Source organism: Mesorhizobium sp. P2_A12, from assembly GCF_056405075.1.
In genome coordinates this window covers 196,220-209,607 of sequence record NZ_JBFUCU010000001.1, presented here as the reverse complement: position 1 = coordinate 209,607, position 13,388 = coordinate 196,220, and the positions used below count along the sequence as shown (strand labels likewise).

Annotated in this window: 8 protein-coding genes; 3 read left to right on the top strand and 5 right to left on the bottom strand. The window is 64.7% G+C overall.

Annotated elements, in window-relative coordinates; all coding sequences use genetic code 11:
- The first annotated feature begins 46 nt into the window (after positions 1–46).
- From AC1DZU_RS00970 to AC1DZU_RS00960, 3 genes are read left to right on the top strand one after another with little or no spacing between them, the layout of a single operon-like run.
- Entirely contained in the window at positions 47–1,060 is a 1,014-nt protein-coding gene (locus tag AC1DZU_RS00970) for an SIS domain-containing protein (RefSeq protein ID WP_477282171.1), read from the top strand.
- Positions 1,057–2,235: an N-acetylglucosamine-6-phosphate deacetylase gene (gene nagA / locus AC1DZU_RS00965; protein WP_477280904.1), complete on the top strand. Its 1,179-nt coding sequence runs from the start codon at positions 1,057–1,059 to the stop codon at positions 2,233–2,235. The genes AC1DZU_RS00970 and nagA overlap by 4 nt, the downstream gene beginning before the upstream one ends.
- 9 nt (positions 2,236–2,244) lie before the next feature.
- On the top strand, positions 2,245–3,357 hold the full coding sequence (locus tag AC1DZU_RS00960; RefSeq protein WP_477280902.1) for an NAD(P)/FAD-dependent oxidoreductase: 1,113 nt from the start codon (positions 2,245–2,247) through the stop codon (positions 3,355–3,357).
- A 25-nt stretch (positions 3,358–3,382) separates the two neighbouring features.
- On the opposite strand, the gene AC1DZU_RS00955 is transcribed toward AC1DZU_RS00960, so the two are convergent.
- The 5 genes from AC1DZU_RS00955 to AC1DZU_RS00935 form a co-directional block, all read right to left on the bottom strand.
- The gene (locus AC1DZU_RS00955) at positions 3,383–4,897 is read right to left on the bottom strand and encodes a malonate--CoA ligase (protein ID WP_477280900.1); all 1,515 of its coding nucleotides are present in this window, start codon (positions 4,895–4,897) and stop codon (positions 3,383–3,385) included.
- Positions 4,898–5,065: 168 nt separating this feature from the next.
- Positions 5,066–5,809, bottom strand: coding sequence for a GntR family transcriptional regulator (locus tag AC1DZU_RS00950; RefSeq protein ID WP_477280898.1), 744 nt, complete (start codon positions 5,807–5,809; stop codon positions 5,066–5,068).
- 391 nt (positions 5,810–6,200) lie between these two features.
- Positions 6,201–6,878, bottom strand: coding sequence for a ribulose-phosphate 3-epimerase (gene rpe / locus AC1DZU_RS00945; RefSeq protein ID WP_477280896.1), 678 nt, complete (start codon positions 6,876–6,878; stop codon positions 6,201–6,203).
- Between the two features lie 194 nt (positions 6,879–7,072).
- Positions 7,073–10,930 (bottom strand): DUF7929 domain-containing protein, encoded by a 3,858-nt coding sequence (locus AC1DZU_RS00940; protein WP_477280894.1) that lies wholly within the window; start codon positions 10,928–10,930, stop codon positions 7,073–7,075.
- 10 nt (positions 10,931–10,940) lie between these two features.
- A complete protein-coding gene (locus tag AC1DZU_RS00935; protein ID WP_477280892.1) occupies positions 10,941–13,175 on the bottom strand; it encodes a hypothetical protein in 2,235 nt (744 codons plus the stop codon).
- Positions 13,176–13,388 lie beyond the last annotated feature (213 nt).

Here is a 13,388-nt window from a genome sequence, read left to right as displayed (position 1 = left end):
GCCGACAATGCCGACTGAGCCGACCAAGTCGGCTGGAATGACCCATATGCGGCGTGAGATCGAAGAGATCCCGCTGGCTGTCGCCCGCCTGCTCGACGGCTCCGGCGCCGTGCTGACCGAAGCAGGGCGCGGCATCCGCGAACGCGACCCGCAGTTTGTCGTCACCGTGGCGCGCGGTTCATCCGACCATGCCGCCACCTTCATGAAATATGCCGTCGAGCTGACCGCGGGCCTTGCCGTCGCATCGGTCGGTCCGTCGATCGCCTCGATCTATGGAGCCGAGCTCAGGCTCGGCGGTTCGGCCTGCCTGGCGATCTCGCAGTCGGGCAAGAGCCCCGACATCGTCGCCATGGCCGAAACGGCGCGAGCCGGCGGCGCGCTGACCATCGCCATCACCAACACCGCCGATTCGCCGCTGGCGCGGGCCTCGGACTATGCCATCGATATCCTGGCCGGGCCGGAGCGCAGCGTCGCGGCGACCAAGACCTTCATCAATTCCGCCGTCGCCGGCCTTGGCCTGATGGCGCATGCCACCGGCGACGAGGCGTTGCTGGCAGCACTTTTCGAATTGCCCGAGCATTTCCGCAAGGCGATCGCCTGCGACTGGATGACGGTGCTGGCCGAAACGATCGAGAAGCAGAAGTCGCTGTTCATCCTTGGCCGCGGCCCGTCGGCGGCGATGGCCAACGAGGCGGCGCTGAAGTTCAAGGAGACCTGCGGCATGCATGCCGAGGCCTACAGTGCGGCCGAAGTCATGCATGGCCCGCTGGCGCTGATCGGCCCGGACTTTCCGGTGCTGGCGCTGGCCGCGCGTGACGCATCCGAACCGTCCGTCGCCGAGGCCGCCGACAGCCTGGCGGCCAAGGGTGCGCCGGTGTTCGTCACCTCGGCACTTGCCCAGCGCGCCGTGCGCCTGCCACATGTCGCCACGGGCCATCCGCTGACCGATCCGCTGACGCTGATCGTCTCCTTCTACATGTTCGTCGAGGCCTTTGCCCGCCATCGCGGCCTCGATCCGGACACGCCGCGCAATCTTCGCAAGGTGACGGAGACCGTATGAACGACCGCTTTGCCCTGACTGGCGCCCGCATTTTCGACGGCGACGACTGGCACGATGGCGCAGCACTCGTCGTGCGCGACGGCCTTGTCGAGGCCATCCTGCCCGCCGGCGCCATTGCCTCCGACATCCGCATCGTCGAGACCGGCGGCGGCATGCTGGCGCCCGGCTTCGTCGACCTGCAGGTCAATGGCGGCGGCGGCGTCATGCTCAACGACCACCCCGATGTCGCCTCGCTCGAAACCATCTGCCGGGCGCATGCGCCCTTCGGCACCACGGCGTTGCTGGTGACGCTGATCACCGATACGTCCGACATCACCGCTGCCGCCGTCGCCGCCGGCGAAGCTGCAACGCTACGGAAACTGCCGGGTTTCCTCGGCCTGCATCTCGAAGGCCCGCATCTGTCGATCGCCCGCAAGGGCGCGCATGATCCGGCGCTGATCCGGCCGATGCTTGACGTCGACCAGGCGAAGCTGATCGCGGCGCGGCAGAGACTGCCGGTGCTTTTGACCACCATCGCACCAGAATCCGTCGAACCGGTGCGCGTCTCGGCACTGGCCAGGGCCGGCGTCATCGTCAGTCTCGGCCATTCCGACACCGGCTACGCCATGGCCAGCACCTTTGCCGCGGCCGGCGCCTCGATGGTCACGCATCTGTTCAACGCGATGAGCCAGATCGGCAACCGCGAGCCCGGACTGGCTGGTGCGGCCATCGATATCGGCTCCCTGTCGGCCGGCCTCATCGCCGACGGCATCCATGTCGATCCTGCCACCATCAAGATCGCGCTGCGCGCCAAGCAGGGACCGGCCAAAATCGTGCTGGTCACCGACGCCATGGCGCCGATCGGCACCGACATGACCTCATTCACGCTCAACGGCCGCACCATCTACCGCAGGGATGGCAGCCTGCGGCTTGCCGACGGGACGCTTGCGGGTGCCGATCTCGACATGATCTCGGCTATTCGGTTCATCCACCGCGTCGTCGGGGTCGAGCTTTCCGAGGCCTTGCGCATGGCCTCACTCTATCCCGCGCAAGCGATCGGCCAGTCGCATCGGCTCGGGCGCTTCGCCAACGGCACGGCTGCCGATATCGTTGCGCTGTCGGACGACCTCGATGTTGCAAGCGTCTGGATCGGCGGCGACAAGGTCTTTGCAGCCGGCTCCAACAGCGCTGGGTGATATCAGGCCATGCATGACATCGATTGCGTCATTGCGGGAGCAGGTGTCGTCGGGCTCGCCATCGCCAGGGCGCTTGCCCTGTCGGGCCGCGAGGTGCTGGTGGTCGAGCAGGCCGGCGCGATCGGCACCGGCACAAGTTCGCGCAATTCCGAAGTCATCCATGCCGGGCTCTACTATGCGCCGGGCAGCCTGAAAGCCCGGCTCTGCGTCGAAGGGCGTGAACGGCTCTACGCGTATTGCCGCGAGCACAATGTTGCCCATGCGCGCACCGGCAAGCTGATCGTCGCCGTCGAACCGGGCCAGTTGGACAGGCTGGACGCGATCAGGGCCAACGCGCAGAGTTGCGGCGTTGGCGATCTCGAAATCTTGACACAGGCACAAGCCGAGAGCCTCGAACCCGCGCTGGAATGCGCCGGCGCGTTGCTGTCGCCATCGACCGGCATCATCGACAGCCAAGCACTGATGCTGTCGCTGCGCGGCGATGCCGAGGCCGCCGGTGCATCCTTGGCATTGCTCACGTCCGTTACCGGAGCGGCGATCGAAGCCGATGGTATCCGGGTCGACACTCGCGATGCCGAGGGCGAGGGCTTCGCCCTGAAGGCTGGCGCCTTCGTCAACGCCGCGGGCCTCGATGCGCAGGCTCTCGCCGGTCGTATCGAAGGTTTTCCGCAACACCTTGTTCCGCAGCGATGGCTGGCGCGCGGCAATTATTTTTCACTCTCGGGCCGGTCACCCTTCTCGCGGCTGATCTATCCGGTGCCGGTCAATGGCGGCCTCGGCGTCCATCTCACCCTCGATCTGGGCGGCAGCGCGCGCTTTGGTCCGGATGTCGGATGGATCGACAGCGTGGATTATACGGTCGACCCTGCTCGTGGTGCGGCCTTCTACGGCGAGATCAGGCGCTATTGGCCCGATCTTGCCGACGGCGCCTTGCAGCCGGCCTATGCCGGCGTCCGGCCAAAACTGTCCGGCCCGGGCCAGCCTGCGGCCGACTTCACGATCCAGGGTCCGGCCGAGCATGGCACAGGGCCGATCGTCAATCTGTTCGGCATCGAGAGCCCCGGCCTGACGGCAAGCCTGGCGATCGCCGAGCATGTTTGCGAGCTTTTGTACCCCGGCTGACGAACAGCCTGCGCATGTCCAGCCTTTAAGATGTGTAGAGACCCTTGTAAGTGTCGCGCAAAAGATTCTTCTGCACCTTGCCCATGGTGTTGCGCGGCAATTCGTCGACGAAGATCACCTGCTTCGGGTGCTTGTATTTTGCGACGCGTTCAGCGATGGCGCCGAGAATTTCAGCCCCGGTGATATTCGATGCCGGCGATCGCACGACGACAGCGGTGACGCCTTCGCCGAAATCCGGATGGGCGACGCCGATGACGGCGCTTTCGCTCACCCCGTCAAGCGCATCGATCTCGCTTTCGAGTTCCTTTGGATAGATATTGTAGCCGCCGGAAATGATCAGGTCCTTGCCGCGGCCGACGATGTGGACGTAGCCGTCGGCGTCGACGATGCCGAGATCGCCGGTGATGAAGAAGCCATCGGCGCGGAATTCCGCCTTGGTCTTTTCCGGCATGCGCCAATAACCGCCGAAGACGTTCGGACCCTTGACCTCGATCATGCCGACCTGGCCCTGGACAAGCGGACGGCCAGTGTCGGGATCGGCGATGCGAAGCGCCACACCCGGCAGGGGGAAGCCGACCGTGCCGGCGCGTCGCTCACCGTCATAGGGGTTCGAGGTGTTCATGTTGGTCTCGGTCATGCCGTAGCGTTCGAGGATCGCGTGGCCGGTGCGTGCGCGCCAGGCCTTGTGAATCTCGGCCAGCAGCGGCGCCGAACCGGAAATGAACAGGCGGATGGTCTTTGCCGCCTGGCGGTCCAGCCCGTCCTGCTGCAGCAGGCGCACGTAAAAGGTCGGCACGCCCATCAGGGCGGTGGCGCGCGGCATAAGCGAAACGATGCGGGCCGGGTCGAATTTCTGCTCGAACAGCATCGAGGCGCCGGCCATGAGGACGACGTTGGTGGCGACGAACAGACCATGCGTGTGGAAGATCGGCAGCGCGTGGATCAGTACATCGTCGGCCGTGAAGCGCCAGTGGTCGACCAGCACCCGCGCGTTCGAGACAAGGTTCTCGTGGCTGAGCATGGCGCCCTTCGAGCGGCCCGTCGTTCCCGAGGTGTAGAGGATCGCCGCGAGATCGTCCTTGGCCCGCACCACATCGTAGAAGTCCGCCGGCAGCCGCGAGGCCTGATCCGTCAGGGATCCCTCGCCATTGCGGCCGAGCGTGACGGTGGCGGCTCCCGACTTTTCCGCCAGTGCGCCGATGTCGGCCGCCCTTGCCGGATCGCAGACGACCAAGCGTGGCGCCGCGTCGCCGAAGAAGTACTCGAGCTCGGCCAGCGTGTAGGCTGTGTTGAGCGGTAGGAAGACGGCGCCGGCACGCAAGCAGGCGAGATAGAGCAGGACGGCTTCGGGACTCTTCTCGACCTGCACGGCGACGCGATCGCCGGGCTCGACATCCAATTGCAAGAGCGCATGCGCCAGCTGCGCCGACCGCGCCAGCATATCGCCATAGGTCAGCGAGCGGCCATCATCGGTTTCCATCAACAGGCGATCGGGCGCCGACATCCGGGAACGGAACGCGTCGAACAGATGGTTGCTCATGAAGTCTTCCCGGGGATGGTGGAAACGGCGGCGCCGGGCATGCTTCGGCATGCATGGGCGGCAAAGAGTTCGCGGTTCTTGACCGCGCCGTCAAGACCCGCGGACAAGGGTTTGCCCGTGGCGCCGATGGGTTGCAGGGATGGCTGCAAAAGACCGCCGGAACCGACGCTATCGTCGGGCGCGTGCGGCCTTGCCGGCCGACTTCAGACTTTCACTTTGCCTGATGCGTTCCATGCACATGGCAGCGGTCAGCTGGTAGTGATTGATCAGCGCTTCGACGGCGCCGTCGGCATTGCCGTCCAGCGCACATTCTGCGATCCGGCGATGCTCGCCGAAATCGTCGCGATGGGCGCTTTCGCTGTCACTCGCCATTTGCCGGTAGCGGTAGGCGTGATCGGAAAGCTGCTCGCAGAACCCCACCAGCCATTGCGACCGGCAGGCCGAAATCAGGACCCGATGGAAGACGCGATGCAACTTCTCCCAATCCGGATTGAGCGACGAGAGATTCTGCGGCGAAAGACGTGATGCACGCCCCAGGCGATGCAGCGCCAGTACGAGTTGTTCTTCCCATTCGGCGGTGCGGTGGGCGATCGATTCGCGAATCGTCCGCTCCTCGAGCCAGCAACGGGTGCGCGTCAGCTCTTCGAGCTCCGCCGCGCTGACCGGCATGATGAAGAAGCCGCGCTGGTCGTGCCGGCCGAGAAGCCCTTCCGAGGCGAGGCGATTGAGAGCCTCGCGAACAGGGGAGGCGCCAGCCCCATATTTGGAAACCACCCATTCGACCCGCAGCTTGCTTTCGGCTTCAAGAACTCCACCGAGAAGGTCATCCCGCAATTGGTGATAGACCGTACTGGCAAGCGTGCTCTTGGGCCCTGCGCCGTCGTCGTTCAGATTGGCAGCTCCGTATGTCAAAGCGACTCCTTGTCCCCAAATTATGTTTGGGCAATTCGAGTCCGAAGCATCCCCCTTCGTACACATACCATATCGCGTCTGGCCTCAGAGGCTCAAGCAGAAGATCACGCTATTGTACTTAAGCACAAAGGAATATACGGCATTTTGCCGTTCAGCGATGCAAAGTCGCGTATTTCTACAACCTTCGGAAACTTAACGTGTTTTGTATGCACGCAGGATCATCTGTTCTTGTCAGCACGCGCGATCGTCTTTTCTGCCGCGCGCAAAAGACGGACCGAATCAAGCCACTCGTCCAGGCTCGATGCTTCGCGAATCAGACCCTGACGGACCCTGCCGGGCATGAGAGCCGTTGGCGGCCAATTGGACTTGAAGACAGGATGGGCGTCGTGGATCAGCCGGCTGCCTTGTCGGCGGCCGTCCTGATCGCCTGGATGTTTTGCCGGTAGGCGTCGACGCTGCCGCCCTGGAAGATCGCGGCGCCTGCCACCAGCACGTCGGCGCCTGCGGCAGTAACCAGTGGCGCGGTTTCGGCTGACACACCGCCGTCGATCTCGATGCGGATCGGCCGGTCGCCGATCAGCGCCTTGACCCGCTTCACCTTGTCGACGATCGCCGGAATGAAAGCCTGGCCGCCGAAGCCCGGATTGACGGTCATGATCAGGATCAGATCGAGCCGGTCGAGCACATACTCGACCGCACTTTCCGGTGTTGCCGGATTGAGCGACACGCCGGCCTTCTTGCCAAGGTTCCTGATGGTCTGTAGCGAGCGGTCGAGATGTGGCCCGGCCTCGGCATGCACCGTCATGCCGTCGCAGCCGGCCTCGGCGAAGGCGGCCAGATAGGGGTCGGCCGGCGCGATCATCAGATGGCAGTCGAAGAAGGCCTTGGTGCGGTTGCGGATCGCCTTGATCACCGGCGGGCCAAAGGTGATGTTGGGGACGAAATGTCCGTCCATGACATCAAGGTGAATCCAGTCGGCGCCGGCAGCCACCACCGCTTCGACTTCATCGCCGAGCCTGGAAAAATCCGATGCCAGCACCGAGGGTGCAATCAAGGTTTTTTTGCTCATGGGCGCGGCCTTTCCGAGCGCCCTTCTGATCCGGTCACTCTATCGACTGCCTAATGCGCCGAAGGTGACTTGTCGAGTGCGCAGGCGGCTGGCTGCACAGGCTACGTCCCGCCGACGTCGGCTGCCGGTGCCCCCGGTCCAAACAAAAACCCGCCGGATTGCTCCGGCGGGTTTCTTGCCTGTGTCGCGGACGATTACGGCTTCAAGTTCTGGATGTTTCCAGCCGGATCGCCCTGCTGTTGCTGGTCAGTTTGCGTCCTGCGCCGCGGAAGCAGCTGCTGCAGGACGTTCGGGTTCAGCAGGCCTGGTTCCAATTGCCCACGGATCGGCCTACAGTTCGGATAGCGCCCTATCGTGCCTTCCGGGCAATGCCGCCTGATGATCGGCTGGCACTGGCCATTGATCATCTGCGAGCCCGGTGCGCACTCCTCCACCTGCGGCCTGGACCTGCGGCATGCGCCGTCGATCACCTCGGTCCCGCGCGGACAGACACACTCGCCGCGCTTGTTATGGACCTGGCCGCGTATGTCGCACTGCTCCACCGGCGGCTGTTTGCGCCGGCAGGCATTGCCTTGCACCTCGGTACCCCTCGGGCAGACACAATTGCCGTTGGCGTCGTGGACCTGGCCACGGATGGTGCATTGCTCGGGTTGCGGCCGGATCGGACGGCAGGCATTGCCCCTGACTTCCGTACCCTTCGGGCAGACGCAATCGCCATCGGCATTGTGGACCTGGCCACGGATGGTGCACTGCTCGGGCTGCGGCCGGATCGGTCGGCAGGCATTGCCCCGGACTTCCGTACCTTTCGGGCAGACACAATCGCCATCGGCATTGTGGACCTGGCCACGGATGGTGCACTGCTCAGGCTTCGGCCGGATCGGACGGCAGGCATTGCCCCTGACTTCCGTACCCTTCGGGCAGACGCAATCGCCGTCCGAATTGTGGACCTGACCGCGGATGGTGCACTGCTCAGGCTTGTCGGTCTTGACGCACTTTCCGTTTTGAAGCCCGGTTCCGCGTGGGCAGACACAGCGTCCGTCCTCGGTGCGGATCTGGCCTTCGAGCAGCACGCAGGGCCGCGGCTTTGGCTCGACGATGACACCACCGTCGGGCGAGCACTGGCCGTTGCGGAAGGTGGTGCCTTGTGGGCAGACACATCTGCCGGCGTCGTTCATGACGAAACCTGGCGAGCACTCCTTCTTCACCTCATGCGTGATGGTGAAGGGGTGGCACGCATAGGCCTTGCCACGGTCGCCCTGGACATTGGCCTGGTCGCCGGGGAGCATGTCGCCGCCTTGCACCCGTGTGTCGGGAGACAGGACGCCGACGCAGTTCTGGCCGCTGACGTTGCCCTGCAGATTGGCCAGGCGGCCGTCGTCGGGAATGACCACGGTGACTTGGTGCACCTGGCTCTCCCCGGCGCCGAGCGTCAGGTTGGCAATGCAGGACAGTGGCAAGGTCGCCGGTTCCGGCGAGCAGCCGAAAGGCGGATCGATCGAGGTGATCGCAACGCCGTCCAGCCTGCCCAGCCCTTCGACGCCGATCGCATCACCGATGCGAACCGGACCGGAGAAGGGGCTCGTCCCATCGTTCGTGATGGTGATCTCGAACGAGCAGGGTTGGCCGAGCTTGCATTCGCGGTCGCCGGTCTTTTCGACGCGGATGATCGAAGAGCCGCCGCCCTTGGCGCAGGCCTGGCCGATCGGATAGACGATGTCGTCGCCGGGGGCCGGACCATATGAACCCCGCGCGCAGTTCTCGAACTCGCCGTTCGCCGAAACCGTCACGTCGAAGTGGCGGCTGGTTCCAGGCGTCATGACGGCACCGGGAATCTGGCACGACAGCGCATTGGCCGGAACCGGTCCGCACGCCCATTCAGCGCCGTCGGGGGTGACGGTCTGGATCTGGACGGGCGCACCGCCCGCCACCAGCGTGGCGGCGTCGTTGACCCGGACCGGACCGGTGGGGGCGGCCGTCCCGGCATTGACGACGGTGATGCGGCAAGAGACGACCGCGGCACCGGCGAGCGAGCCATTGCACACCTTGGTGATGCGCAGAGCCGGCTTGCCGCCATTTGGATGACGGATGCGTTCCTTGGCGCAGGCCTTGTTGTTGGTGAGGTCGGTTTCACCAGGGATAGCCCTCACCTCGGCGCAGTTCTCCACCGTGTCGGACTGATAGCCGGCCGGCATGACCGCCTTGACGAAGATCGGCGTCGAGGCGCCCGGTGCGAGCGAGATGCCCGCATTGTCGCAGCGGAACAGGCCGGGGCCGGTCGGGCCGCAGGTCCATGGCGGGGTCGGGCCAAAGGTCGAGGAGGCCGGCGCGCCGCCCGGATAGCTGTCGATCACCGTCAGCGGCCCATTGTAGGTGAGGGTGCCGTTGTTGATGATATCGATCACGAAGGTGCAGATCCCGTCGGCCGTACAGACCTCGGTGCGGGCACGCTTCTTCAGGATCAGGTCGACCTTCTTTTCGACCGGTGGCTGGCAGTCGCGATCACGATCGCCACGCCGGCAGATCGGGATCGAGGCGCAGCCGCGATCGTTCGACTGGCTGCCGAACAGCGGCTTGCCGCTGGCCGCATAATTGTAGGCGGCGCAGTTGCGCAGCACGCTGCCTTGCCAACCGCCAGCCGGCTTGAAGCCGAGCTTGAGGTCAACGAAGGCCCCCGGATTGAGCGTGGTCACCGGATAGGTGCACGTCATCGGGGTGGTGCCAGGCACGCAGACCCAGGGCGGATTGGGCCCTGAATCGAGCGTCGAGCCGGCCGGCAGCGTCACCTCGTCGAGCACGATCTTGCCGTGGTAGGCACCGGTGCCGACATTGGTGACCCTGATGGTGAAGTCGCAGCCGCCGCCCATCGTGCAACGCTGGACTTCGGCACGCTTTTCAACCTTGAGGTCCGGTTCCTTGTCCTTGGGCGGGCATCTCTGGTCGCGCGGAATGACGATGTCGATGGTCTGCGTGCAGCACAGGCCCCAGCCTTCCTCCGGGCCGGCATAGGTTTCGATGCCGGTGACGATGAGGTGGATGACGTCGCCAGGCGACGCGCCGACGATCTTCCAGTTGAGCACGCCGCCGCCCGCCGGCACCAGCTGGGTGTCGGGGATGATGGTGATGCCGGGTGTCGTCGTCGACACCTGCACCCATTTGCCGCCCATCTCCGGGCCGACCGGCATGTGGTAGATGAAGGCGCCGCCACCGGGCACGCAATCAACCGTGCCGCGTTCCACCTTGAAGCATTCCTTGCCGGGAGGTGGCGGCGGCGGATTGCACTTGGTGACGTCGATCTTGATCGAGGTCTTCTCGCCGGTCTTGAAGTCGCCGTCGTCGGGCTTGCTCGGATCATGCGACGGTATGATGGTCCCCGTGCCGGCTTCCGGCGTCACCTTGATCATGCCCTGGTTGTCGACGATGGTCGGCGAAGGAAATGCCGCATGGTCGATCTTGGCCGTGATCTGGAAGGTGATGACGCGCTCGTTGGTAGCGCCGACGCCGTCGAGATCGGAGGCGGAAATCCGGAAATCGGAAACCGTCGCCGTGTCGTTGGGATTTGCCGATGTGCTGATCGTTGCACCCGGCAGTGGTCCGCCGGCCGCATCCGTGCCGTCGCCGGCCACATTGACGTTGACGATCTCAAGGCCGTGCGGAAGCTGGTCCTTGAAGTCGAGCCGGGCCTTTTTCAGTCTGGCCGCGAAGCCTGGGTCGGCAAAACCCTGCGGGTCGCCGCGCAAGCCGAAGCTCAGGGAATAGACGACATAGTCGCAGCCTCTCTGGGTGCCCTTCTTGGTGAAGAAAGGCACGACCCGGCCCGGTTCCGGATTGATGATGCGCGGATTGTCGAGGTCGAGTCTGGGCTCCGTAATGACGGTGTAGACCTCTTCGGCGAAACCTTGCACCGGGGTCAGGGTGGCGACCGCGATACCGGCCGCCATAAGCCAGCGCGCGCCGCGCCTGGCGAGTGACAGGGGTTTCATGATCGTCTCCAAGACGGTTGACTGCTTTGACTGGTTGCTCGTTGCGAGCGGGGAAAGTGCGAGATTTTTCATATTCCCCTCCTCAACGTTCGCAGCTGACGGCTGGGGTTCTGAGCGGCAAAGTCATCTTGCAGCAAGGGTAGTAGCCACCCTTGTCCTTGTCGGACTTCCTGTAGAAGCAGAGCCCAACATCGACTGTGTCGCCCGGATAGTGGCCGGTGATGCCGATCGTGTATGGCGTGCCGGGCGCATGCGACATGGGGGACGTCACCCCGACGCCTGGCGTCCTGGACTGGGCCTTGATCGAATCGCCGCCGAAGCCGGCATGGTCATGGAGATAGAGATCGGCCTCGAGGCCGGAAGGCGTGCAGTAATACTGGACGTCCTCGACATCGATGCAGGGAGGCAGATTGCCGGGCGGTGGGAAGTCCGGCGGGTAGAAGGGGGGCAGGTAGCCGCCCGGGATTTCTTCATAATAGCCGGCGCGGCCTTCACAGGGATGCCAGACCGCGACGTCGCCGACATGGCCTTCCACTTCGGGATCTTCGAAATAGCCATCGAAGTCGACGAACCAGGAGCCGAAGGGCGGCACGTTGGCCGGCTTGACCAGCTCCTTCGGCGTGATCTGCACGCCGTGCACGGCCGTCGGCCCACCGGCGGCGAGCTGCTCGGCGAGCGCCGGATTGTCGCGCAGCTTGTCGCCGGTGTTGACCAGCGTCTGCGTGCAGACCGAGGTGTCGAGATTGCCGTCGGCATCATAGCCATATTGCAGATCGAGACCGCCGGCCGACTGCCGGTTGCCTTGCGGGAAGCCGACGGCATATTCCTGCGGCACCTCGACCCAGACCGATTCCGTCGCCGGATCGTCCGGATTCTCGCGCCAGTAGCGGATGACCTCGCCCTTGCCGGAATCGGCGAACTGACTGTAATCGTAACGGTTTTCGACCGGGCCGCGCTGCGCCAGATACATGAAGCCGCTATTGTCGAAGGCGATGTCGGTGACGGCGTAGTCCTTGTCGGCCTTGGCCGTCAGTTCCCAGCGCGGGTCGCCGGCAAAGGTGCCGTCGCGGGCAATGCCCACCGACCAGATTTCCGACTTTTCGCCGACCGAATAATAGAGCCGGCCGCCATGATAGGAGACGCCCCAGACGCGGCGCTCGTCCTGCGTGTAGCCCCAGCTGTCGGGGTCTTCGCTATCGAAGGCCGCGCCCTGTATGTCCATCACCGAACCATCGTCGGCGACCGGAGCCAGTCCGTGCGCCGGACGCCCGGCAACGCCATGGTCGAAGCTGTCGATCAACCTGCCTTCGGCGTCGATGCGATGGATCAGGCCGGTGTCGAGGTCGGAGGCGAAGAACTGGCGGTGGATGGGATCGAAGGTGAGATTGCCTATGCCGGGACCGCTGTTGGTGTCGATGTCGGCAAACTTGGAGACCTGGCCGGTGATGCCGTCGATCTTCCAGACGGTGCCCGGGCCGCCACCGTTTTCAGTGCCGAACTGGCCATCCATGAAGGTGGCGCCGGCCGCGCCGCGGCGCTGCCGCTCCGGCCTTCCATCGCCGTCGGCATCCGGGGTGACGATGCGGATGCCGTGCAGCGAGGTGGCGCCGGCATAGAGATTGGGAACGCCCGACGGAACGCCGTCGCGCACGCCGTCATCATAGGTGAGGCCGAACACCTGGCCGATCTGTTCGGCCGTCACCTCGAAAGGCGGCGGCGTGGAGGCGAGCTGGCCGGCGGCCGGCCCGCCGAGATGCGAGACGTCGAACACGCGCAAGGTGGCGCGCGTGGTGTCGATGAAGGTTTCGTCGACCGGATCGACGCCGGGCGGCAGGCCTTCGTCGAAATGGGGAATGATGGTGCCGGAAAATCCGGTTACCGCCATCGAGCCGGGATAGATGATCTGGGTGTCCTGCGCCCGTGCTGCGCCACCCAGGCAAAGGCCGGTAGTGAGTGCCAGCGCCAGCAATCCGCCCGGATGCATGGCGCGGCGCAGGCCGCTGTTGAGAGAAGACACGAACGTGCCGCGGACGCGAGACATGAAGCTACCCCCGTTAGCCACGGGAGAAACATCCGGCGTTACCGCGCAAACCAAGGCAAGGCGCGGTGGTCCGGCACGTTCTTCCCTGATCGAATTGTCTGCTTTCCTCATCTTGACGATACGCCTGCTCTTACGCAGGGTCAACGGAATCAACGGGAAGCCCAGCGCGTCGACCTCGTCCCGAAGGCGGTGGTCGCGCCGAGCTCCTGTTGTTCCCGGAGACCGCAGAGCCTCTGGGTTAGTGGTCATGGGGGCTTCCTTTCCGGGCCGCACCATGCGGCACCTGGACGTCAGTCGCAGGCTGAGGTGGAAAGGTTCATGGAAGCCTTGCGCAGAATGCTTGCGCGCGATGCTGCCTGTTCTTATATACGCGCCAAGCCGTTCGGCGCCGGAATGCCGGTTGCCGGAACGGAATTTCTTGTGAACAGGGGCTTTCGTCGGAACGCCTGTACGGGTCCTGAGAGCCTGCTTAGCGGAGAGACTAGAAAA

What these genes read in the sequence shown, in the direction of transcription:
- AC1DZU_RS00970 (WP_477282171.1), top strand. Translation starts at nt 47, where the DNA reads ATGCGGCGTGAGATCGAAGAGATCCCGCTGGCTGTCGCCCGCCTGCTC.
- nagA (WP_477280904.1), top strand. Translation starts at nt 1,057, where the DNA reads ATGAACGACCGCTTTGCCCTGACTGGCGCCCGCATTTTCGACGGCGAC.
- AC1DZU_RS00960 (WP_477280902.1), top strand. Translation starts at nt 2,245, where the DNA reads ATGCATGACATCGATTGCGTCATTGCGGGAGCAGGTGTCGTCGGGCTC.
- AC1DZU_RS00955 (WP_477280900.1), bottom strand. Translation starts at nt 4,897, where the DNA reads ATGAGCAACCATCTGTTCGACGCGTTCCGTTCCCGGATGTCGGCGCCC.
- rpe (WP_477280896.1), bottom strand. Translation starts at nt 6,878, where the DNA reads ATGAGCAAAAAAACCTTGATTGCACCCTCGGTGCTGGCATCGGATTTT.
- AC1DZU_RS00940 (WP_477280894.1), bottom strand. Translation starts at nt 10,930, where the DNA reads ATGAAAAATCTCGCACTTTCCCCGCTCGCAACGAGCAACCAGTCAAAG.
- AC1DZU_RS00935 (WP_477280892.1), bottom strand. Translation starts at nt 13,175, where the DNA reads ATGGTGCGGCCCGGAAAGGAAGCCCCCATGACCACTAACCCAGAGGCT.